Source organism: Methylorubrum thiocyanatum, from assembly GCA_014138645.1.
Taxonomy (GTDB): domain Bacteria; phylum Pseudomonadota; class Alphaproteobacteria; order Rhizobiales; family Beijerinckiaceae; genus Methylobacterium; species Methylobacterium thiocyanatum.
Map to the genome: position 1 here is coordinate 142260 of JACJIB010000002.1, position 22302 is coordinate 164561.

18 protein-coding genes are annotated in these 22302 nt (G+C 70.2%); 6 read left to right on the top strand and 12 right to left on the bottom strand.

Annotated features, from left to right (window positions below):
• The first annotated feature begins 196 nt into the window (after positions 1-196).
• On the top strand, positions 197-850 hold the full coding sequence (locus HNR51_RS04440; protein ID WP_182554101.1) for a hypothetical protein: 654 nt from the start codon (positions 197-199) through the stop codon (positions 848-850).
• 4 nt (positions 851-854) lie between these two features.
• On the opposite strand, the gene HNR51_RS04445 is transcribed toward HNR51_RS04440, so the two are convergent.
• Both HNR51_RS04445 and HNR51_RS04450 read right to left on the bottom strand, forming a co-directional pair.
• The gene (locus HNR51_RS04445) at positions 855-1781 is read right to left on the bottom strand and encodes a pyridoxamine 5'-phosphate oxidase family protein (RefSeq protein ID WP_182554102.1); all 927 of its coding nucleotides are present in this window, start codon (positions 1779-1781) and stop codon (positions 855-857) included.
• Positions 1778-2404, bottom strand: a complete 627-nt coding sequence (locus HNR51_RS04450) for a glutathione S-transferase family protein (RefSeq protein ID WP_152278620.1) — start codon at positions 2402-2404, stop codon at positions 1778-1780. The genes HNR51_RS04445 and HNR51_RS04450 overlap by 4 nt, the downstream gene beginning before the upstream one ends.
• Before the next feature lie 144 nt (positions 2405-2548).
• On the opposite strand from HNR51_RS04450, the gene HNR51_RS04455 reads away from it, so the two are divergent.
• Positions 2549-3457, top strand: a complete 909-nt coding sequence (locus HNR51_RS04455; RefSeq protein WP_182554103.1) for a LysR family transcriptional regulator — start codon at positions 2549-2551, stop codon at positions 3455-3457.
• A gap of 42 nt (positions 3458-3499) precedes the next feature.
• Here the strand turns inward: HNR51_RS04455 and HNR51_RS04460 are convergent, their stop codons facing one another.
• The 8 genes from HNR51_RS04460 to HNR51_RS04495 form a co-directional block, all read right to left on the bottom strand.
• Positions 3500-5107: a sulfite reductase subunit alpha gene (locus HNR51_RS04460; RefSeq protein WP_182554104.1), complete on the bottom strand. Its 1608-nt coding sequence runs from the start codon at positions 5105-5107 to the stop codon at positions 3500-3502.
• Entirely contained in the window at positions 5104-6894 is a 1791-nt protein-coding gene (locus HNR51_RS04465) for a NirA family protein (protein WP_182554105.1), read from the bottom strand. The genes HNR51_RS04460 and HNR51_RS04465 overlap by 4 nt, the downstream gene beginning before the upstream one ends.
• A gap of 11 nt (positions 6895-6905) precedes the next feature.
• Positions 6906-8126 (bottom strand): NAD(P)/FAD-dependent oxidoreductase, encoded by a 1221-nt coding sequence (locus HNR51_RS04470; protein ID WP_182554106.1) that lies wholly within the window; start codon positions 8124-8126, stop codon positions 6906-6908.
• A gap of 24 nt (positions 8127-8150) precedes the next feature.
• Entirely contained in the window at positions 8151-8945 is a 795-nt protein-coding gene (locus HNR51_RS04475; RefSeq protein WP_012456704.1) for an ABC transporter ATP-binding protein, read from the bottom strand.
• Positions 8946-8958: 13 nt separating this feature from the next.
• The gene (ntrB, locus tag HNR51_RS04480) at positions 8959-9819 is read right to left on the bottom strand and encodes a nitrate ABC transporter permease (RefSeq protein WP_012456705.1); all 861 of its coding nucleotides are present in this window, start codon (positions 9817-9819) and stop codon (positions 8959-8961) included.
• Positions 9819-11111, bottom strand: a complete 1293-nt coding sequence (locus HNR51_RS04485) for a CmpA/NrtA family ABC transporter substrate-binding protein (RefSeq protein WP_182554107.1) — start codon at positions 11109-11111, stop codon at positions 9819-9821. The genes ntrB and HNR51_RS04485 overlap by 1 nt, the downstream gene beginning before the upstream one ends.
• A gap of 329 nt (positions 11112-11440) precedes the next feature.
• Entirely contained in the window at positions 11441-12457 is a 1017-nt protein-coding gene (locus tag HNR51_RS04490; protein WP_182554108.1) for a CmpA/NrtA family ABC transporter substrate-binding protein, read from the bottom strand.
• Entirely contained in the window at positions 12454-13041 is a 588-nt protein-coding gene (locus HNR51_RS04495) for an ANTAR domain-containing response regulator (RefSeq protein WP_012456708.1), read from the bottom strand. Before HNR51_RS04495 ends, HNR51_RS04490 begins: the two co-directional genes overlap by 4 nt.
• Before the next feature lie 268 nt (positions 13042-13309).
• On the opposite strand from HNR51_RS04495, the gene HNR51_RS04500 reads away from it, so the two are divergent.
• The 4 genes from HNR51_RS04500 to HNR51_RS04515 all read left to right on the top strand — a co-directional run bounded on the left by HNR51_RS04500 (position 13310) and on the right by HNR51_RS04515 (position 21045).
• A complete protein-coding gene (locus HNR51_RS04500) occupies positions 13310-13948 on the top strand; it encodes a hypothetical protein (RefSeq protein WP_182554109.1) in 639 nt (212 codons plus the stop codon).
• A gap of 181 nt (positions 13949-14129) precedes the next feature.
• Positions 14130-15992 (top strand): glycoside hydrolase family 15 protein, encoded by a 1863-nt coding sequence (locus tag HNR51_RS04505; protein WP_182554110.1) that lies wholly within the window; start codon positions 14130-14132, stop codon positions 15990-15992.
• A 50-nt stretch (positions 15993-16042) separates the two neighbouring features.
• Positions 16043-18118, top strand: coding sequence for a transketolase (gene tkt / locus HNR51_RS04510; protein WP_182554111.1), 2076 nt, complete (start codon positions 16043-16045; stop codon positions 18116-18118).
• A 104-nt stretch (positions 18119-18222) separates the two neighbouring features.
• The gene (locus HNR51_RS04515; RefSeq protein WP_182554112.1) at positions 18223-21045 is read left to right on the top strand and encodes a bifunctional transaldolase/phosoglucose isomerase; all 2823 of its coding nucleotides are present in this window, start codon (positions 18223-18225) and stop codon (positions 21043-21045) included.
• 264 nt (positions 21046-21309) lie between these two features.
• Here HNR51_RS04515 and HNR51_RS04520 read toward each other — a convergent pair whose 3' ends face one another.
• Together HNR51_RS04520 and HNR51_RS04525 are read right to left on the bottom strand one after the other, a co-directional pair.
• Complete coding sequence (locus HNR51_RS04520) at positions 21310-21954, bottom strand: DedA family protein (RefSeq protein ID WP_012456713.1); 645 nt, start codon at positions 21952-21954, stop codon at positions 21310-21312.
• Positions 21955-22035: 81 nt separating this feature from the next.
• On the bottom strand, positions 22036-22242 hold the full coding sequence (locus HNR51_RS04525; protein WP_182554113.1) for a hypothetical protein: 207 nt from the start codon (positions 22240-22242) through the stop codon (positions 22036-22038).
• Positions 22243-22302: the final 60 nt, after the last annotated feature.

Sequence of the window (22302 nt, forward strand, 5' to 3'; positions counted from 1 at the left end):
CCTTCGCGGGTGATGCGGCCGGCTCGGCCGCCGGATGTGCCAACGGGTGTGCGAGGGGCGTGCCGCGCGATGCGGGCGGCCTCAGGTCGAGGATGCGGCCGAGCGTGCAACCGCCCGGCGAGGTTTCGAAAAGGTCGTCTCGGACGCTAGGATGACGATGTCGGGAGCACAGACCGAAGGGGCAGCGACGGGGCCGATGACCGCGGATGTCATGCCGGATACGGGCGGAGCCGGTGCGCCGCGGGACGCCTCCTCCGCGGCGCTGTCGCGGCGTCTCGCCATCCCGGTGATCCTCGCCGCGGGCTGGGGCGCCCTGTTCGCCTATACCCTGATCGTGCTCACCGACGACGGACCCGTGGCGGCCTCCGCCGGGCCGACCCGATTCGTCGCGACCGAGGGCATCGACGTTCCGGAGGTGCGCCTGCCCGAGCCGGAGCGTAAGGCTGCGCCCGCCGCCGGCCCGGCGCGGGTGCTGACGGTCGCCGCGCCTGCTCCGCCCCTGGAGACGGTCGTGCCCCCGGCCGAGCCGCGGCCCGCCGCACCGCTGGTGGAGCGCGCCGCCTTCGTCGGCATCTGGGGACCGAACGCGGTCGCCTGCGGCCAGCGCCAGCGCCGACGCGGTTTCCTGCCCGCGACGATCACCGAGGACGGCGCCAAGGCCGGGCGCACCGTCTGCCGCTTCCGCAACAACCGCCGCGAGGGCAGCGCCTGGACCATGGCCGCCGATTGCAGCGAGCGCGGCCGCCGCTGGACCTCCCAGGTCCGCCTCCTCGTCGAGCAGGACCGCCTCACCTGGACGAGCGGGAAGGGCCAAGCGAACTACATCCGCTGCGGGCGCCGATCCGACTGAGCGCTCAGGCGGCCTCGTCGGCTGCGATGAAGCGCGGCCGCAGCGCCCCGGCCCGGAAGACGACTTGCTCCGGCACGAAACGCCACAGGCGCTCGGCGCCCGCGATCGTCTCGGCCTCGGCCGGATCGAGCACGACCTCCGCACGCCCGCTCATCTGCAGCAGGTCGCCGGTGGCGAAATCGGGGAAGACGAGCCCGGCACGCGGGTTCGCCAGCAGATTGCCCAGCGTGTTGAAGAAGCGGTTCCCGGAATAGTCGGGGATCGTGAGGGTGCCGTCCGCGCCGATCCGGACGAAGCCGGGCGGCCCGCCCCGGTGCGAGACATCGACCTGCGGCGCGCCGCCGACGCGATCGACGAAGCTCGCGACGAAGAAGGTGTCGGAGGCCGCGACGAAGGCCCGCGCCGCCGCATCGAGCCGCTGCGACAGGACTGCCGCCGATTGTTGCGCCGGCCCGCCCTGCGCCGGCACCGCGTGCCGGACGCGGATGTATTTCGGGCAGTTCCCGAAACTCTGCTCGACGCGGATCGTGAAGCCTCCCGTACCCGCGCGTTCGACGACGCCGTTCAGGCGGTTGCGGCGGCGCGACGCCAACTCGATCCCGAGCAGCGCGACGCCGTCCCCGTCCTCCAGCCCGGCCTCGGCCGGATCCTCGGGCACGCGGCTCCCCTCCACCCGGAGATGGTGCGGGTCGGATGCGCGGAGGAAGCCCGGGGCGCCGTCCCGCAGCGTCGCCCAGGGGCGGTCCTCCCGGTCCACGCTCCCGATCACCGCGAAGGACAGGAGCGGGAAGAACGCTTGGTGCTGCTCGATCAGGTGATCGCGGATCACCCTCGGGCCGAGTTCCGCCATCCGCCCGGCAAGGCCGATGCTCTCTTGTATCGCCACCTCACCCCGGTGCCAGGGCGAGGACGGCCCCTGCTGCGCGCTCATGCCGGGCCTCCCGCCGCGTTGAGGCCGACGGGCGAGGCCGGGAGCGCGACGAAGCCGGGCAGCGCCTCGATCCGGGCGAGCCAGGCGCGGACATGGCGGTAGGGCGCCAGATCGACGTTCCCCTCGGGCGCGGCGGCGATGTAGCTGTAGAGCGCCACGTCGGCAATGGTCGGGCGCTCCGCGGCGATCCAGTCGCGGGAGGCCAGTTCCGCATCGATCAGCCCCAGGATCCGATGGGCACGGGCGATCACCTCCTCCGCATCGAACCGCGCGCCGAACAGCGTGACGAGGCGGGCGGCGCAGGGGCCGAAGGCGATGGGACCGGCCGCGACCGAGAGCCAGCGCTGCACCCGCGCCGCCCCGTCCGCATCCTCGGGCAGCCAGTCGGTGCGGCCGAGCTTCTTCGCGAGGTAGACGAGGATGGCGTTGGAATCCGGCACGATGGTGCCGTCGTCGTCGAGGACGGGGACCTGCCCGAACGGGTTGAGTGCCAGGAAGTCCGGCGCGCGGTTCTGGCCGCCGGCGAGATCGACCTCGACCGCCTCGTAGGGCTGGCCGATCAGCGACAGGAACAGGCGCGCCCGGTGGGCATGGCCCGAGAGCGTCAGGCTGTAGAGCTTCATCGCATCATCTCCTCTGGGCCGCAGGTTCGGCCGTGGGGAGGATCAGACTATTGATGCCTTGCCGGGTGAACCGGCGTTGTAGGTAAGCGACTGTTGCGTGAAGCGGAATAATCGCCACTCTGTTCGCGGCAGGGAGACGGCGCGATGGATCGGCTTCAGGGGATGCGGGTGTTCGTGCGGGTCGCCGAGAGCGGCGGCTTTGCCGGCGCGGCCCGGGCGCTCAACATGAGCCCGCCCGCGGTGACGCGGGCGGTGGCGGCGCTCGAAGCCGCCATCGGCGCGCGGCTCCTCATCCGCACCACCCGCTCGGTGAAGCTCACCGAGGCGGGTGCCCGCTATCTCGAGGATTGCCGCCGGATCTTTTCGGAGCTTGCTGAGGCCGAGGCCGCTGCGGCCGGCTCGACCGCCACGCCCACCGGCACCCTGACGCTGACGGCTCCCGTGCAGTTCGGGCGGCTCTACGTGCTGCCCGTGGTGACCGACTACCTCACCCACCATTCCGCGGTGGCCGTGCGGACGCTGTTCCTCGATCGGATCGTCAACATGGTCGAGGAGGGCATCGATGTCGGTGTGCGGATCGGACACCTCGCCGATTCCGGGCTCACCGCGGTCCGGGTCGGCAGCGTACGCCGGGTCGTGTGCGCGGCGCCGCGCTATCTGGAGCGGCACGGCATGCCGACGGCCCCGCGCGACCTGCGCGCGCATGCGGTGATCGGCTCATCGAACCCCGGCAGCCTGTCGGAATGGCGGTTCGGGCGCGAGCAGCGGACCGCCGTTGCCGTCCAGTCCCGGCTCACCTGCAACACCGTGGATGCGGCGCTCGCCGCGGCCGTGGAGGGCTGGGGGATCGCGCGGCTCCTGTCCTATCAGGTCGCGCCCGCCCTGGCCGATGGCCGCCTGCGCTTGCTGCTCGAGGAGCACGAGGCGGCGCCCGTTCCGATCCACGTCGTGAGCCCGGAAGGGCGGCGGGCCCCGGCCAAGGTGCGGGCCTTCGTCGATCTCGCCGCGACGCGGCTGCGGGCCGACCCGCGGGTGAACCCGGCCGCCGCGTGAGGCGGCCGGTATGGTCCCCGCAGGCGTCGTCAGTACGCGTCGTCAGTACACGTCGGCCTGGTAGCGCCCGGCCTTCTTCAGGGCGGCGAGATAGGCGACCGCCTCGTCGGGGTTCTTGCCCCCGAACTGCGCGGCGACGTCGATGATCGCCCGCTCCACGTCCTTGGCCATGCGCTTGGCGTCGCCGCAGACGTAGAAGTGGGCGCCGCCCTCCAGCCACTTCCACAGCTCGGCGCCGTTCTCGCGCATGCGGTCCTGGACGTAGGTCTTCTCCTTGCCGTCACGCGACCATGCGAGCGAGAGCCGGGTCAGCACCTTGTCGTCCTTCAGGCCGTTCAGCTCGTCCCTGTAGAAGAAGTCGGTCGCCTGCCGCTGGTGGCCGTAGAACAGCCAGTTGCGGCCGGGCGCCTTCGTCGCCGCGCGCTCGCGCAGGAAGGAGCGGAACGGGGCGACGCCGGTGCCGGGGCCGCACATGATCACGTCCTTGGAGGCATCCTCCGGCAGGGCGAAGCCGTGCGCCTTCTGGAGATAGATCTTGACCTTCGTCTGCTCCGGGAGACGTTCGCCCAGATGCGTGGAGGCGACGCCGAGGCGCAGCCGCGAGCGATGATTGTAGCGCACGGCGTCGACCGTCAGCGAGACACGGCCGACATCCATCTTCGGCGAGGACGAGATCGAGTAGAGCCGCGGCTGCAGCTCGTCGAGCGCCTCCAGAAACACCTCGGCGTCGGGCCGGGCGCCGGGGAACTTGTGGAGCGCGCCGAGCACGTCGAGATAGGCGGCATCGCCGTCCGGATCCTCGCCCGCGGCCAGCGCCTGCGCCTTCTTGCGCGCCTCGCCCGAGGTCAGGAGCGAGAGGAGCTGGTAGAGGTTGTCCGGGGCCGCGCCGAGGGAATAGTCGGTCAGCAGCCGGTCGCGCAGGGTCTTGCCGCCGATCTTGCGCTCGGGGCGCGTGCCGAGTTCGGCGATCACCGCATCGACCAGGGCCGGGGCGTTGGCGGGGAACAGCCCGAGGGAATCGCCGGCCTCGTAGATGATCGGCGTGCCCGTCAGGTCGATCTCGATATGCCAGGTCTCCTTCTCGCCGCCCGGGGCGTTGAGGCGCGTACGCGACAGGAAGGTCGCCTCGACCGGGTTCTCCCGGCAGAAGCCCAGCGGCCCGAGTTCCGGCTCCTTCTTCTCCGAAGCGACGGCCGCATCCGCCTTCGGAGCCGCCGCGCCGCCCGAGGCGCCGAACTCCTCGTCGAGCTTCTTCAGCATCCGGAGCGTTTCCTTGCCGCCGGGCTGGCAGAGGTTCAGCCGCTCCTCGTTCTTGAGGAAGATCGCGTTGGCGTAGTCGGCGCAGTTGTAGCCGCACTGGCCGCAATCCTGCTGGGCCATGGCGGCCATCAGCTTCTGCGGCTCCGAGCGGTCCTTGGCGATTGCCATGCGGTCGTTGATCGGCATCGACGGGTCGTGCCAGGGCGCGTCGTCGTTGTCGGCGAGCTTCGGACCCGTCGAGGGCGCTTCGCCGGGCGCGAGCGCGGTGGCGCCCTCGACCGCCGGGCCCAGCAGCGCGGCGAAGTAGCCCGACAGCCAGGAGCGCTGGTCGGCGGTGAACGGGGCGCTCTCGGGGATGAGAACGAGCGGGGGCGCGACGTGCTGGGTCATGCGGCGGCCTTGAGGGCGGGTTGTTCTTCGGCGGCGTCGCGCAGGGCTTCGGGGCCGGTGCGCGCGGTGAAGGCCTGGAAGCTCTCCTCCGGGCCCTGGCGGCGGGCGAGATAGGCGTTGAGCAGGGCCTCGACGCGGGTCGGCACGTCCTCGGCCTTCACCGCCTTCCAGATCTCGGTGCCGATCTTCGGGTTCTCGGCGAAGCCGCCGCCGACCACGACGTCGTAGCCCTCGACGGTGTCGCCCTCCTCCGAAACGACGACCTTGGCGCCGATGAGCCCGATATCGCCGATGTAGTGCTGGGCGCAGGAATGGTGGCAGCCGGTGAGGTGGACGTTCACCGGCACGTCGAGGGCCGGCACGGTCTGCTCGACATGGTCGGCGATGATCATCGCGTGGCCCTTGGTGTCGGAGGCCGCGAACTTGCAGCCGCGGGCGCCGGTGCAGGCCACGAGGCCCGAGCGGATGCCGGCGGCCTTCACCGTGAGCCCGAGCGCGAGCACCCGGGCCTCGACCTCGGCCACCTTGGCGTCCGGCACGCCGGAGAAGATGAAGTTCTGCCACACCGTCATGCGGATCTGGCCGTCGCCGCATTCCGCCGCGATCTTCGCCAGCCCGCGCATCTGGTCTGTGGTCATCTTGCCGACGGGGAGCACCACGCCGACCCAGTTCAGTCCGGGCTGGACCTGGGCATGGACGCCGACATGGCTGAAGCGATCGGTGGGCTTGCGCGGGGCGACATGGGCGGCGTCGACCCGGTCGAGCTTGCGCCCGAGCTTCTCCTCGACGGCGGCGATGTACTTGTCGAAGCCCCAGGCATCGAGGACGTACTTCATCCGGGCCTTGTTGCGGTTGGTCCGGTCGCCGTTCTCGATGAAGACCCGGATGATCGCGTCGGCCACGCGATTGCAGTCCTCGGGCTTGAGGACGATCCCGGTGTCGCGGGCCAGATCCTTGTGGCCCGAGATGCCGCCGAGCACGAGGCGCATCCAGACGCCCGGCGCGACCGCGGCGCCCTCCAGCACCTGGATCGCCTGGAAGCCGATGTCGTTCGTCTCTTCGAGCGCCGGCATCACGCCGCCGCCGTCGAAGGAGACGTTGAACTTGCGCGGCAGCCCGTAGAGCGAGCGGTCGTTCAGGATCCAGTTGTGCCAGGACTTGGTGAGCGGACGGGTGTCCAGCAGTTCCTGCGCGTCGATGCCGGCGGCGGGCGAGCCGGTGACGTTGCGGATGTTGTCGGCGCCCGCGCCCTGCGCGGTCAGGCCGAGATCGATCAGCCCGTCGAGGAAGGGCTGGGCGTGCTCAGGCGCGATCTCGCGCACCTGCAGGCCCGCGCGGGTGGTGACGTGGCTGTAGCCGCCGCCATGGGCGTCCGCGAGGTCGGCGAGGCCGGCGAACTGCCAATGCTGCAGGATGCCGTTCGGAACCCGGATCCGGCACATGTAGGAGGTCTGGGTCGGCGCGACCCAGAACATGCCGTGGTAGCGCCAGCGGAAATTGTCCTCGGGCTTGGGCTGCTTGCCCGTGGCGGCCTCCGCCTTCAGGCGGTTGTGGCCGTCGAACGGATTCTCGGCGCGCTTCCACTTCTCCTGCTCGCAGAGCTTGCCGCCTTCCTTGACGGTGCGGTCCTGCGCCTTGATGTGGATCGCGTCCGGCCCCGTGGGCTCGGCCGGCGCGCCCGCCGGAGCCTGCCCCAGGGCGAGGCCGCCGGTCATCCGGGCGGCGGCGATGCCCGAGGCGAAGCCTTCGAGATACCGCTTCTGCTCGGCGTTGAATTCGTCTGCCATCGCTGCCTCACTCACGCTGCGAGGGTTTTCGGGGCCGGGCCGAACATCAGGTCGTCCCGGTCGTCGGGGGAGAGCGGCGCGCCGGAGCGGATCAGCTCCTTGCAGCGCGCCTGCTCCGAGATGTCGCCGACGAAGACGGCTCCCGCGAGCCGGCCGTCGGCGATGATCAGCTTGCGGTAGAGCCCGGCGGCGGCGTCATGCATCACCACCGCCTCGGCGCCGTCCGGCGTATCGACCACGCCGGCCGAGAAGACCGGCAGCCCCGACACCTTCAGGCTCGTGGCAAGCGACGTGCCGGGATAGGCGGCCGCCTCGCCGACGAGGTGTCGCGCCAGCACCTCGGCCTGCTCGTAGGCGGGCTCCACGAGGCCGTAAACGACGCCCCTGTGCTCGGCGCATTCGCCGAGCGCATGGATCGCCGGATCGGAGGTCGTCATCCGGTCGTCCACCGTGATGCCGCGCGCGCAAGCGAGACCGCAGGACTGCGCCAGCGCCGTCGAGGCACGGATGCCGACCGACATCACCACGAGGTCGGCGGGGATCACGCTGCCGTCCTTCATCCGCAGCCGCTCGACCTTGCGGTTGCCCTCGATCGCCGCGGTGTCGGCCGAGAGCACCACCTTGACGCCGCGGGCCTCCATCGCCGTGCGCACGAGGCGGGCGGCGGCGTGGTCGAGCTGGCGCTCCATCACCCGGTCCATGACGTGGACCAGCGTCGTATCGACCCCGAGCCGGGCGAGCCCGACCGCGGCCTCCAGCCCGAGCAGGCCGCCGCCGATCACCACGGCCTTGGCATGCTCCACGGCGGCCTTTCGGATCGCCGCCACGTCGGCGAAATCGCGGAAGGTCAGGACGCCGGGCAGGTCGATCCCCGGCAGCGGCAGACGGATCGGCAGCGAGCCCACCGCCAGGACCAACCGGTCATAGGGCAGGACATGCGTCTCTCCGACCAGCGCGATGCGGTTGGCCCGGTCGATCTCGGTGACCGGCGCGCCGGTGACGAGGCGTAGCCCATGCTCCTCGTACCAGGAGAGCGGACGGAAGCCGCAGGCCGCCTCGTCCACCTCGCCGCCGAGCAGCGAGGAGAGCAGCACCCGGTTGTAGGCCGCCACCGGCTCGGCGCCGACCACCGTCACGTCGTAGCGGCCCGGCGCGCGCTCCGTCAGCCGCTCGAGGAAGCGGAGCGAGGCCATGCCGTTGCCGACGACGACGAGTCTGTCCTTCGCGCTCATGGGTCCGTGATCCCCTTCACGAACTCACGCGGCGAGAGCGGGCTTGGCGTGTCGGGCGTAGAGGAATTCCAGCACCGCGGCGCGGGCGTGGACGTAGGTGGCGTCCTCCACGAGGTCGAGCCGGCGACGGGGCCGCGCCAGCGGCACAGGCAGGATCTCGCCGATGGTGGCCGACGGCCCGTTCGTCATCATCACGATGCGGTCGGAGAGCAGCACCGCCTCGTCCACGTCGTGGGTGATCATGATGACGGTGTTTCTGAGCCGCGTCTGGATCTCCATGAGCTGATCCTGGAGATGGGCGCGGGTCAGCGCGTCCAGCGCCCCGAACGGCTCGTCCATCAGCAGAACCGTCGGCTCCATGGCGAGCGCCCGGGCGATGCCGACGCGCTGCTTCATGCCACCGGAGATCTCCGCCGGACGCTTGTCGGCGGCGTGCATCATGTTCACGAGCGCGAGGTTGTGTTCGATCCACTGGGCGCGCTCGGTGCGGGTCTTCTTGCCCTTCGACACCTTGTCGACGGCGAGCGCCACGTTCTCGCGCACCGTCAGCCAGGGCAGGAGCGAGTGGTTCTGGAACACCACGGCGCGGTCGGGGCCGGGGGCGTTCACTTCCTTGCCGTCGAGCAGCACGCCGCCGGTGGAGGCCTTGAGCAGGCCGGCGACGATGTTGAGCACCGTCGACTTGCCGCAGCCCGAATGCCCGATGATCGAGACGAACTCGCCCTTGGCGATGTCGAGGTTCACGTCGCGCAGCACTTCCGACGTCTTGCCGCCGCGGCGGAAGGAGATGCCGACCTGGGAGAGGGAGAGATGGGCCATGTGCGTGTGTCCCTCAGGCTGCGGAGGTGCCGCGGGTCACGAGCACGCCGACGCCGGCGACCAGCCGGTCGAGGACGAAGCCGATGAGCCCGACATAGACGAGAGCGACGATGATCTCGCTGATGTGCGACGAGTTCCAGGCGTCCCAGATGAAGAAGCCGATCCCGACGCCGCCGATCAGCATCTCGGCCGCGACGATGGCGAGCCAGGACAGGCCGACGCCGATGCGAAGACCGGTGAAGATGTACGGCGCCGCCGAGGGCAGCATGATCTTGTAGAAGAACTCGATCGGGTTCAGCCGGATGACCGCGGCGACGTTGCGGTAGTCCTGCGGAATGTTGCGGATGCCGACCGCGGTGTTGATGATGATCGGCCAGATCGAGGTGATGAAGATCACGAAGATCGCCGAGGGCTGCCCGTCGCGGAAGGCGGCGAGCGAGAGCGGGAGCCACGCCAGCGGCGGGATCGTGCGCAGCACCTGGAAGATCGGGTCGAGACCGCGCATCGCCCATTCGGACTGGCCGACCAGGGTGCCGAGCAGCACGCCGGCCACCACCGCCAGCGCGAAGCCCAACGCCACGCGCTGGAGGCTCGCCGAGATATGCCAGAACAGGCCCTTGTCGGTGCCGCCGTTGTCGTAGAACGGATCGACGATGATGTCCCAGGCCTCGGTCACGACGCGCGAGGGCGGCGGCAGGCCGGCGGTGGGAGAGGAGCACAGCACCTCCCACAGCAGCAGGAAGCCCGCCAGCACGACGAGCGGCGGCAGGACGCGGGCGGCGACGCCGCGCAGCCCGGCCAGGGTGATGAAGGGCGCGCGGGCCTTCGCGGAGGCGCGCGCGCGGGTTGCGGTGAGCGTTGCTCCGGTGGCCATCACGCGACCTTCTTGATGCCGAGGCTGTTGAGGTAGGCGGCAGGGTTTTCGGGGTCGAAGACCTTGCCGTCGAACAGCGTCTCGACGCCGCGCGAGGTGGAGGTCGGGATCGCGGAGACGCCGAGCGCCTTGGCGGCCTCGCGCCAGAGATCCTCGCGGTTGACCTTGCCGATCAGCGCCTTGGTGTCGGTGGCCGCGTCGAACTTGCCCCAGCGGATGTCCTCGGTGAGGAACCAGAGGTCGTGCGACTGATAAGGATACGAGGCGTTGTCGGCCCAGAACTTCATGATGTGCGGGCTGTTCTCGACGACGCGGCCGGTGCCGTAGTCGAACTTGCCCTTCATCCGGTTGACGACGTCGGCCACCGGCACGTTGATCCACTGGCGCTTGGCCACGATCGCCGCCATCTCGTCGCGGTTCTCGGGCTTGTCGCACCATTGCTGGGCTTCCATCACAGCCATCAGCAGGGCCTTGGCGGCGTTGGGATACTTGTCGACCCAGGCCGCGCGCATGGCGAAGGCCTTCTCCGGGTGGTCCTTCCAGAGTTCGCCGGTGGTGATCGCGGTGTAGCCGATGCCCTGGTGGATGAGCTGCTCGTTCCACGGCTCGCAGACGCAGAAGCAGTCCATCGTGCCGACCTTCATGTTCGCCACCATCTGGGGCGGCGGCACGACGATGGTCTCGATGTCCTTGTCGGGGTCGATGCCGCCGGCGGCGAGCCAGTAGCGGATCCAGAGGTCGTGGGTGCCGCCGGGGAAGGTCATCGCGGCCTTCACCGCCTTGCCCGACGCCTTCTTGGCTTCGAGCACGGCTTTGAACGGCTTGGTGTCCAGCCCGATCTTGTGGTCGATATGCTCCTTGGCGATCGAGATGCACTGACCGTTCAGGTTGAGCCGGGCCATGATGTACATCGGCACGGGCACGTTGTTCTGCGTCACCCGGCCGGCGGAGATCAGGTAGGGCATCGGCGTCAGGATGTGGGCGCCGTCGATGCCGTTGCCCTCGGAGCCGAGCACGAGGTTGTCGCGGGTGGTGCCCCAGCTCGCCTGCTTCAGAACCTCGGTCTCGGGCAGGCCGTACTTGGCGAAGATGCCCTTCTCCTTGGCGACGAAGAGCGGCGCGGCATCGGTCAGCGCGATGAAGCCCAGCTTGGCCCCCTTCACCTCCGGCCCCGCGCCCTGCGCGAAGGCACCGGCCGGCAGAGCGGCGCGGGCCGCACCCGCCAGTGCGAGCGCGGCGGCCGCCCCCTTGAGGACGCCGCGGCGGGTCGTGTTGCCCTGATCGATACTCATCCGTTCTCCGCTCCGGCGCGCTGCCTGCACAAGAAAAAAGCCGCTGTCCGGGATCGCCTGCGCGATCGACATTCGTCGCGTGCGGGCAATCCGGATCAGCGGCTTTGCTGACGTTTTGGGTCCGTCATCGTTGGCGGGCCCGTGCGGGAACACTTGCAGGAGCCGTGCCAACTGCAGGACGCGCGCATCGCGGCCGTCGCGCCGGTGCGCAGAGCCATTTGCGGCGCGGTCCGCGCCCGAAAGCACAGCAGGCGCGTGCGCTGCACAAAAAATAGGCTGATGGTGCCGTGGTGCGCAGCCGAAGCCGGCGCGATGCGGCGGAACGGGGTTCAGCCGGCGATGGCCGCCGCGAAGATGTCGGGCCGATAGAGCGCCGCCGCCCGGTCCGCCGCGTCACCGCCGGGTGGGAGCTGCCCGCATGCAACCATCTGCGCGACCAGCCAGCGGGCCTGGGCCGGGTCCGGCCGGTGGGTCGCGGCGTCGAGGCGCAGATAGGCCAGGTTCACCCGCTCGGTGCCGTCGGCATCCACGATCAGCGCGCCGCCGAGGGTGCGTGCGATGAGTGCCGCGTCGGAATCAAGCTCTGCCCGCTCGGCGAGCAGGCGGCTCAGCGCGTCGCGGTTGGCGAGATCGGCGCACCAGAGCCCGGCCCGGTGGACCGCCCGCACCAGGGGAAGCGCGAAGTCGGCGCCCTCGGCGGGCAGGGCCAGCACCTTCTCCGGGCAATCGGGCGCGATCTCGCAGCCCAGCGCGGCGATGCGGCCGAGGCCGGCGGCGACGGCGACGCTGTTCCATGGGGCGCCGACGCAGAAGCCGTCGATGATCCCGCGCCGGAGCGCCTTCACCGTGTCCGGCGGCGGCACCACGACGAGGCGGATCACCGTATCGAGATCGAACCCGCCGAGCCCTGCGAACAGGCGGAGCTGGTAGGAGTGGCTGGAAAAGGGATGCACGGTGCCGATTGTGAGCGGCCGGCCCTCCGCGGCCCAGGCGCGCGCGACCCGGGCGAACGCTGCGGCCACGTCGCCAAGATCGTCGCTCGTCGGCGCCATCGCGCTCCAGAGCGCGTTCGAGACGGTGACGGCGTTGCCGTTGAGGTTGAGCGCCATCGGTATGCTCAAGCCGGCCTGCGGGCCGGACAGCCCCAGCGCGCTGGCGATGGCGAGCGGCCCCAGCATGTGCGCGGCGTCGAGATGGCCGAGCGCCAGCCGGTCGCGCAGGGTGGCCCAGGACGGCTCACGCGAGAGCGTGATCTCCAGCCCCTCGGCCCGGGCGAAGCCCAGCTCCGCCGCCGCGATCACGGGGGCGGCGTCGGTGAGGGGGACGTATCCGAGGGTGATCCTCATCCGAGCAGGTCCGCCGCGGTGACGATCGCGCGGGCGATGTCGACGATCTTGCGCTTCTCGTTCATCGCCTGCCGCCGCAGGAGCTTGTAGGCCTCGTCCTCGCTCAAGCCCTTGCGCGTCATCAAGATGCCCTTGGCCCGCTCGATCAGCTTGCGGTCGGCGAGTTCGGAGCGGGCCTCGTCGAGTTCGCGCTGGAGCCGCGCGAAGGCGTTGAAGCGAAGGATCGCGATATCGAGGATCGGCCGGATCCGCTCGGAGCGCAGCCCGTCCACGACGTAGGCCGAGATGCCCGCATCGACCGCCGCCTGCATCATGGTCTGGTCCGAGCGGTCGACGAACATCGCCACCGGCCGCTCCGCCTGCCGGGACAGGCCCGACATCTGCTCCAGCACGTCCCGGCTCGGGCTCTCCAGATGGACCACGATCACATCGGGCTTGAGGTTCGCCACCCGCGCCTGAAGATCCGGCCCGTCGGGCAGGACGACGACGCTGGCGACGCCCGCGGCGCGCAGGCCCTCCTCCAGGATCGCCGCGCGGGCGGTGCTCGGGTCGATCACGGCGACGGTGAGGCTGGTCTCGGTCATCGAGGCCCGGTTCGGTTCGATCCGTTCGAGGAAGGCATTGCGGCGAAGCGGTGAAGGCGGGCGTGCTTAAGAACCTCGTGAGGGTGGCGCGCAAGCGGCGGCAGGCAAGCCATGTGCCCGCCAAACCCGGCTTGGGTCCGATCCGGTCCGGCCGATCCGACACGATCCGCGGCGACAGTTACGAATCGGACATGCGCCGGCCCCGGTTCTGCCGCAAACCGGGGCGCACACTCAAGCTGCTCGCGAATCCATTGGGAGGGTCCGGTCCATGCGCGTCTTCGATCCGCTGCGAAAGCCGGACGTGGCCGCGACCGCTCGCCCGGTGCTGCCCCCCTTCCTACCGACCCTCGGCCTTGCCGTGGTCGCCGCCCTGCTGTCGCTCGCCTGCCGCGAACCGGCCAAGGACGCGGTCGAATCGGCGCGGCCCGTTCCGGCCATGGCCGCGGCTCCCGGCGTCGTTCTGTTCGATCCGGGCCGGGCGCTGCTCGCCGATGTCGAGGCGGCGCCGGCCAGCGAAGCCTTCGCCCGCCTGATGCCGCTCGTCGCGGCGAGCGAGGCCGCGCCGACATCGGCCCGTCCCGCGCGCGTCGCCGCCCGGCCCGAGCGCCGCCGTGCACCGGCGAGCCGGATGGCGACGACGCAGCCCGCGATCCCGGCGAAGGCCGCGCCCGAGCCGGCTGGCATGGCGTCCGCGCCGGTGGCCTCCGCTCCGGAGGCTCCCGCGCCGATGGCCCGTGTCGAGGAGGAGGACAGCCGCTTCCTGCCCGCAGGCGCCCTGCCCTTCGCCGCCGTCGATGCGGTCTGGGACGCGGCGCGCGGCGCCGGCTCCGGTGCGGCGGCGGGGGTGAAGACCGGCATGACCAGCCTCGGCAGCTCGGTCGTCGGCCTCGTGGCGGATCTGCGCTGAGCCGGGACGCGACCCGCGCTTTTCACAAGGGTTAGTGCCGAAAGCCTTGCGGAGCGCGGTTGCTGCGCCACTTCGCGCGAGGCGGCGCCTTCGCATGCGGCGCTCTCAACTGCGCCCGTATGAGTCCGAAGCCCGCGTCTCCCCGCGCCGTTCGGCCCGGGATGCGAGGACGGAGACCGGGATGGCGGGACGGATCGAGGATTACGCCCTGATCGGCGACGGGCGCACCGCCGCTCTGGTCGGGCGCGACGGCAGCATCGACTGGCTGTGCATGCCGCGCTTCGATGCCGCCGCGCTGTTCGCGAGCCTGCTCGGAACCGAGGAGCACGGCTTCTGGAAGCTCGCGCCCGCGGCGGAGGGGGCGCAGCATTCCTGGCGCTACCGCACCGGCTCGCTGGTGCTCGAGACGACGCACAAGACCCATGAGGGCGAGGTCCGCGTCACCGATTTCATGCCCGTCGGCGACGGCAGCCACGTCATCCGCCTCGTCGAGGGGATACGCGGACGGATGGCCATGCGCATGGATCTCGCCGTGCGCTTCGATTACGGCTCGGCGGTGCCCTGGGTCTCGCGCAGCGAACTCGGGGACCTGCGCGCCATTTCCGGGCCGCACAAGGTGGTCCTGCGCACCAACGCGCCGATGCGCGGCTCCGCGCACCAGACCACGGTCTCGGAATTCACGGTCTACAAGGGCGACGCGGTCCGCTTCGTGCTCAGCTACGGCGCCTCGCACGAGGAGGATCCGCCGCCGATCGAGCCGCGGCGCTGGCTCGACGACACCAACCGGTTCTGGCGCGAATGGTCGAGCCGCTGCACCGCCGCGCAGACGCCGTGGGACGACATCCTGCGCCGCTCGCTCCTGACCCTGAAGGCGCTGATCTACCGGCCGACCGGCGGCATCGTCGCCGCACCCACCACCTCGCTCCCCGAGGAACTCGGCGGCTCCCGCAACTGGGACTACCGTTTCTGCTGGCTGCGCGACTCGACCTTCACGCTGCTGGCGCTGATGGATTCCGGCTACATCGAGGAGGCCCGCGCCTGGCGCGACTGGCTGACCCGGGCGGTGGCCGGCAACCCGGAGCAGGCGCACATCCTCTACGGCATCGGCGGCGAGCGGCTCCTGCCGGAGATCGAACTCGACTGGTTGCCCGGCTACGAGAATTCACGGCCCGTGCGCATCGGCAACGCGGCGATCGCGCAGTTCCAGCTCGACGTCTACGGCGAGCTGTTCGATGCGCTGTTCCAGGCCCGGGCCCGCGGCATGGGGCAGAACAAGGAGGGCCTGCGCGTCGGTCAGGCGCTGATCAAGCACCTCGAGACGGCGTGGCGCGAGCCGGACGAGGGGATCTGGGAGGTGCGCGGCGGGCGGCGCCACTTCGTCCATTCCAAGGTCATGGCCTGGGTCGCCTTCGACCGGGCGATCCGCAGCGTCGAGCTGATGGGCGTGGACGATCTGCGATCCGCCGAGCCGCCGGTGGCGCACTGGAAGGCGATCCGCGACGAGATCCACGCCGAGGTCTGCGACAAGGGGTTCGACCCCGAGCTGAACAGCTTCGTCCAGTCCTACGGCAGCAAGGCGCTCGACGCGAGCCTGCTCCTGATCGCGCATATGGGCTTCCTGCCCCAGGACGATCCCCGCGTCGTCGGCACGGTGGCGGCGATCGAGCGGCACCTGATGCGCGACGGCTTCGTCCTGCGCTACGAGACCGAAGGCCAGACCACCGACGGCCTGCCCGGCAACGAGGGCGCCTTCCTGCCCTGCAGCTTCTGGTATGCCGACAACCTGATCGGACTCGGCCGCTGCCAGGAGGCCCGCACCCTGATCGAGCGCCTGATCGGCGTCTGCAACGACCTCGGACTGGTCGCCGAGGAGTACGACGTGCGCGAAAAACGGCTGGTGGGGAACTTCCCTCAGGCGTTCACACATGTTGCGCTCGTCAACACGATCCTCAATTACAGCCGCGCGGTCGGTCCGGCGACGGAACGAGGCAGCGGCGCGGACCATTCCGAGTCGAGGGTAGGCGAATCCATCGCGGCGCAGTAGGCGCATCCCGTCAGAGGGCGGGCGTTGGAAGCGAGAAAGACGGGTACTCCATGAGCGGTGCAGACACGAGCCCGAAGACGGCCCTGAGCGAGGGCGACAAGCTCGCGATCGACACGATCCGGACGCTCGCGATCGACGCGGTGCAGCGAGCCAATTCCGGACATGCGGGCGCGCCGATGGCGCTGGCGCCCGTGGCCTACACCCTGTGGAACCGGTATCTGCGCTACGATCCGGCCCACCCGCACTGGCCGAACCGCGACCGGTTCGTGCTCTCGGCGGGCCACGCCTCGATGCTGCTCTACGGGCTGTTGCACCTGGCGCGGGTCGCGGAGGGCGATGGCGCCAACGCCCCGGCGATTTCCCTCGACGATATCAAAAAATTCCGGCAGCTCGACAGCCGTACGCCGGGCCACCCGGAATACCACTTCACCACCGGCGTCGAGACCACCACCGGCCCGCTGGGCCAGGGCGTGGCGAACTCCGTCGGCATGGCGATGGGCGGCCGCTTCAAGGGCGAGCGCCTGAACCGGCCCGACCTGCCGCTGTTCGACTACAACGTCTACGCCATCTGCTCGGACGGCGACCTGATGGAGGGTGTCTCCCAGGAGGCCGCCTCGATCGCCGGGCATCTCCGCCTGTCGAACCTGTGCTGGATCTACGACAACAACACCATCACCATCGAGGGGCACACAGAACTCGCCTTCTCGGAGGAGGTCGCGGCCCGCTTCCTCGCCTATGGCTGGCAGGTGCTGCGGGTGGCCGACGCCAACGACACCCATGCCATCGCCTCGGCGCTCGAGACCTTCCTGCAATCGAGCGACCGCCCGACGCTGATCATCGTCAACTCGATCATCGGCTACGGTGCGCCGACGAAGCAGAACACCGCAAAGGCGCACTCGGACGCGCTGGGCCCCGACGAGGTGAAGGGTGCCAAGCGCGCCTATGGCTGGCCGGAGGATTCCGACTTCCTCGTGCCGGACGGCGTCTACGACACCTTCGCCGACGGCATCGGCAAGCGCGGCGCCGCGCTCTACAGCCAGTGGCAGGGCTTCTTCGAGGCGGCCAAGGCGGCGGATGCGGAGCATGCCGAGGATCTCACCGCCTTCCTCGAAGGTCGCCTGCCGGACGGTTGGGACCGGGACATCCCGGTCTTCGAGGCCGACGCCAAGGGGCTCGCGACCCGCGAATCCTCGGGCAAGGTGCTCAACGCCATCGCCAAGCACGTGCCGTTCCTGCTCGGCGGCTCGGCGGATCTCGCGCCGTCGAACAAGTCGAACCTCACCTTCGAGGGTGCGGGCTCGCTGACCCCGTTCGAGCCGGGCGGGCGCAACATTCATTTCGGCGTGCGCGAGCATGCCATGGGCTCGATCGTGAACGGCCTCGGCCTCGTCGGCCTGCGGGCCTACGGTGCGACCTTCCTGGTCTTCGCCGACTACATGCGCCCGCCGATCCGGCTCGCCTCGCTGATGGAGCTGCCGGTCTTCCACATCTTCACCCACGACTCGATCGGCGTGGGCGAGGACGGGCCGACCCACCAGCCGGTGGAGCAGATCCTCTCGCTGCGCTGCATCCCGGGCCTCGTGACGCTCCGCCCGGCCGACGCCAACGAGGTGGCCGAGGCCTACCGGGTGATCTTCTCCTTGAAGAATCAGCCGGCGGTGCTGGCGCTGTCGCGTCAGCCGCTACCGACCTTCGACCGCTCGAAATACGCCCCCGCCTCCGGCACCGCGAAGGGCGCCTACGTGCTCGCCGATAGCGAGGGCACGCCGGACGTGATCCTGATCGGCACCGGCTCCGAGGTGCAGCTCTGCGTCGGCGCCTACGAGACCCTCAAGGGCGAGGGCGTGAAGGCCCGCGTCGTCTCGATGCCGTCCTGGGACCTGTTCGAGCGCCAGGACGAGAGCTACCGCAACAGCGTCCTGCCGCCGGAGGTTCTGGCGCGGGTGGCGGTGGAGCAGGGCAGCGTCATCGGCTGGGACCGCTACGCCGGTTCCTCGGGCGCCATCGTCGGCATGCACACCTTCGGCGCTTCGGCCCCGATCAAGGATCTGCTGGGCAAGTTCGGCTTCACCGCGGAGAAGGTGATCGAGGCCGCCCGCGCCCAGGTGGCCAAGCACAAGAAGTAGGCTCGGAGATCAACCCTCCCCCGCACAGGGGGAGGGTAATGCGTCCTGCGCCGCCCTATCTACTGGTCAAGGGACGCACAAAAAATCACGCGAGGACGACCGAGATGAACCCGCTGAACGCCCTCTTCGCCGAGCACGAGCAGGCGGTCTGGCTCGACTTCGTGGCCCGTGGCTTCATCGCCAAGGGCGAACTCCAGGCGCTGGTGGAGAAGGACGACCTGCGCGGCGTCACCTCCAACCCGGCGATCTTCGAGAAGGCGATCGGCCACTCGGCCGAGTACGACGACAGCCTCAAGGCCGCCCTCGATCACGGCGACGCCCGCGTCATCGACCTCTACGAGGGGCTCGCCATCGCCGACATCCAGGCCGCGGCCGACGTGCTGCGCCGGGTCTACGACACCAGCGAGGGGGCCGACGGCTATGTCAGCCTCGAAGTCTCGCCCTACCTCGCGCTCGACACCGAGGAGACCCTGAAGGAGGCGCGCCGCCTGCATCAGGCGGTCGGGCGCGACAATCTGATGGTCAAGGTGCCGGCCACCCCCGCCGGCCTGCCGGCGATCCGCCAGCTCACGGCGGAGGGCATCTCCGTCAACATCACCCTTCTCTTCTCGCAGAGCGTCTATGAGGAGGTGGCCAACGCCTTCATCGACGGCCTGACCGAGTTCGGCGCCAAGGGCGGCGACGTCTCGAAGGTCGCGAGCGTGGCGAGCTTCTTCATCAGCCGCATCGACAGCCTCGTCGACAAGCGGCTCGACGAGGTCGGCGGCTACGAGGATCTGAAGGGCAAGGTGGCGATCGCCAACGCCAAGCTTGCCTACCAGCGCTACAAGCGGATCTTCTCAGGCGCCAAATGGGACGCCCTGGAGGCCAAGGGTGCCAAGGCGCAGCGCCTGCTCTGGGCCTCGACCGGCACCAAGAACAAGGCCTATTCCGACGTGCTCTATGTCGAGGAGCTGATCGGCAAGAACACCGTCAACACCATGCCGCCGGCCACCATGGACGCGTTCCGCGATCATGGCCGGGTGCGCGCGACGCTGGAAGAGAACATCGGCGAGGCCGAGACCGTGATGGCGCGGCTCGCGCAAGCCGGCATCGACATCGAGGCGGTGGCGCGCCAACTCGTCGAGGAGGGCGTGCAGCTCTTCGTCGATGCCGCCGACGCCCTGCTCGGCGCCGTCGCGGGCAAGCGCGCGGCGCTGCTCGACCACCGGCTCGACGCGCAGTCCTTCAAGTTCGACGACGCGCTCCAGACGGCGACCGACAAGGCGGTCGAGTCCTGGCGCGCCAGCGGCGCGATCCGCCGCCTCTGGGCGCACGACAACACGGTCTGGACCGGCCGCGACGAGGAGAAGTGGCTCGGCTGGCTGCGCATCGTCGAGGACGAGCTGGAGCGGGTCGATCTCTACGAAAAGTTCGCCGAGGAGGTGCGTGCGGAGGGCTTCACCGACGCGGTGGTGCTCGGCATGGGCGGCTCCAGCCTCGGGCCGGAGGTGATCGCCGCGACCTACGGCCACCGCGAGGGTTATCCGCGCCTGCGCATCCTCGACTCGACCGATCCCGACGAGGTGCGGGCCGTCGAGGCCGCTGTGAATCTCGAGAAGACCCTGTTCATCGTCGCCTCGAAGTCCGGCTCGACCCTCGAGCCCAACGTTTTCCGCGACTACTTCCTCGGGCGGATGAAGGACGTCGTCGGACCGGAGAAGGCTGGGTCACACTTCGTTGCGGTGACGGATCCGGGTTCCGCCATGGAGCGGGCCGCAAAGGACGACAATTTCAGAAAAATCTTCCTCGGCGTGCCGCAGATCGGCGGGCGCTACTCGGTGCTCTCCGCCTTCGGCCTCGTGCCGGCGGCGGCGGCCGGCGTCGAGATCCGCGAGTTCTTGGACAGCGCGCGCATGATGGTCCGCTCCTGCGGGCCGGCGGTGCCGCCCGCGGCCAATCCCGGCGTGCGCCTCGGCGCGGCCATGGGCGTCGCGGCCAAGGAGTTCGGGCGCGACAAGATCACGATCATCGCTTCCCCCGGCATCGACACCTTCGGCACCTGGGCCGAGCAGCTCATCGCCGAGTCGACCGGCAAGGAGGGCGTCGGCATCATCCCGGTCGAGGGCGAGCCGGTGGGCGTGCCCGCCGTCTACGGTGAGGATCGCCTGTTCGTGTACCTGCGCCTCGCGAGCCAGGCCGACGCGCGCCAGGACGAGGCCGTGAAGATCCTGGAGAGCGAGGCGCAGCCGGTGGTGCGCATCGATCTCGACAAGGCCGAGCAGCTTCCGCAAGAGTTCTTCCGCTTCGAGATCGCGACGGCGGTTGCGGGGGCGGTGCTCGGCATCAACCCGTTCGATCAGCCCGACGTCGAGGCGAGCAAGATCGAGACGAAGAAGCTGTTCGCCAGCGCCGAGGAGACCGGCGCCCTGCCCGCCGAGACGCCGATCTTCGAGGACGACACGGTCGCGCTCTATGCCGACGCGGCCAATGCCGAGGCCCTGCGCCCCGGCGAGGGGTTCGAAGCGATCGTGGCCGCGCATCTCGCCCGGGTGAAGCCGTGCGACTACGTCGCCCTGCTCGCCTATGTCGAGCGCAACGAGGCGCATCACGCGGTGCTGCAGGAGGCGCGTCTCGCGGTCCGCGACGCGCGGCAGGTCGCGACCTGCCTGGAATTCGGCCCGCGCTTCCTCCACTCGACGGGGCAGGCCTACAAGGGCGGTCCGGCCTCCGGCGTGTTCCTCCAGATCACCGCCGATCCCTCGGCCGATCTGCCGATCCCCGGGCGCAAGCTCGGTTTCAAGACGGTGATCGCGGCGCAGGCGCGGGGTGATTTCGCCGTTCTGTCCGAGCGCAAGCGCCGGGCGCTGAGAATCCACCTCAAGGGCGGCGATGTCGCGTCCGGCGTGAAGCGCGTCGCGGCGGCGATCAAGGCGGCGGTGGGCTGAAGCCGCGGGAGGCCGCCGGATAAGGCTCCTCCCTCTCCCCGCGCGCGGGGAGAGGCCTGTCTGCACCCCGTCGTGCAGACAGGTAGCGGAGGCGAAGCAGCAGCGACGGTGAGGGGGCGGCTCCGGCAGAGTCTTGCCCGGAACCGCCCCCTCACCGTCGGCTGCCGCCTCGCTTTACCGACGACAAGGTCGGTAAAGCCCTCTCCCCGCAAGCGGGGCGAGGGGATGCGGCGCTCCTCGTTGCGGAAATTGGCTACGAAAAAATCAGTCCGTCAGCGGGCCGGGGATCGCGGCTTCGGCCTTCACCAGCAGCCGCTCCTCGTGGCGCTTCATGAACAGCCACAGGGCGAGGCCGCCGAAGATCACGAAGGCCAGCAGCGCGAGGCCGACGGGGCCGACGATGTGCTCGATCGAGCGGCCGCAGGCATAGGCGCCGAAGCCCATGATGCCGGCCCAGGCGAAGCCGCCCAGACCGTTGAACAGCATGAAGCGGCGGGCATCGAGCCGGTTCACGCCCGCCAGCACCGCCGCGTAGGCCCGCAGCATCGCGGTGAAGCGGCCGAAGAACACGATCTTCCCGCCATGCTCGCGGAACAGGTATTGCCCGAGCTTGAGCCGCCCATGGTCGAGGGCGATGAGGTGGCCGTGGCGCAGGAGCAGCGGCATGCCCCAGCGGCGCCCGACCCAGTAGCCGACATTGTCGCCGAGGATCGCGGCGGCGGCGGCGGCGGCGACGATGAGCACGATGTTGAGGTTGCCGGTGCTGCCGGCATAGACCGCCGACGAGATCAGGATCGTCTCACCCGGCATCGGCACGCCCGCACTCTCCAGCGCGACGACGACGAAGACCGCGAGATAGCCGTAATGGGCGATGAGGTCGGCGATCGGCAGTCCATGGAGGAAGGACATGGATGAGAATGCTCCGCGGAACGTGTGGCGGCGCAGTCTGGTCACGAACGTGGCCGCAGGAGGGCGGCCCCCTGCCCCGCGTCAGCCGGTCCCGCCCGCCTCGGACAGGGACTGCTCGGCACCTTGAACCGGGCCCGCGCCCTCCCCGCCGCCCTCGGCCTGCCACGGCAGGGCGAGGGTGTCGTCCGGCAGCGGGAGCAACTGCGCCAGCCCCTCCGATACCCCGAACAGAACCGGATTCGTTCGCAGGCCGGAGCCGGGCGGGAGAAGAAGGGTGCTGTCGATCATGGCGGGGAACGGGCTCTGACCGCCGAAGGGCGGAGACTGCTATAAGCCTTCCGCCGGCCT